This is a genomic window from Mameliella sp. CS4 (assembly GCF_019392335.1).
Lineage (GTDB): Bacteria > Pseudomonadota > Alphaproteobacteria > Rhodobacterales > Rhodobacteraceae > Antarctobacter.
Genome location: NZ_JAHXRQ010000212.1, coordinates 1 through 256, shown reverse-complemented (window position 1 = coordinate 256; position 256 = coordinate 1). Strand labels below are relative to the sequence as shown.

Sequence of the window (256 nt, the reverse complement as noted above, 5' to 3'; positions counted from 1 at the left end):
ACATCGTGTTCGCCGACGCCGATCTCGACCGGGCGCTGATCGGCGCGCAGGCCGCGATCTTCGGCGGCGCCGGGCAGAGCTGCGTGGCCGGCTCCCGGCTACTCGTGCACCGCTCGATCCACGCGTCCTTCGTCGAGCGCCTGTCCCACGCCGCCGCGCGCATCCCGGTCGGCGCGCCGGCCGACCCGGCGACGCAGATCGGCCCGATCAACAACCGGCGCCAGCGGGATAAGATCGCCGCCATGGTCGAGGCCGC

The 256-nt window shown here is 74.2% G+C and carries 1 protein-coding gene; it reads left to right on the top strand.

The window, feature by feature from the left end; genetic code table 11:
• Positions 1–256, top strand: a 256-nt coding sequence (locus KZZ07_RS27145; RefSeq protein ID WP_219520111.1) for an aldehyde dehydrogenase family protein, incomplete at both ends; no start/stop codon positions are given.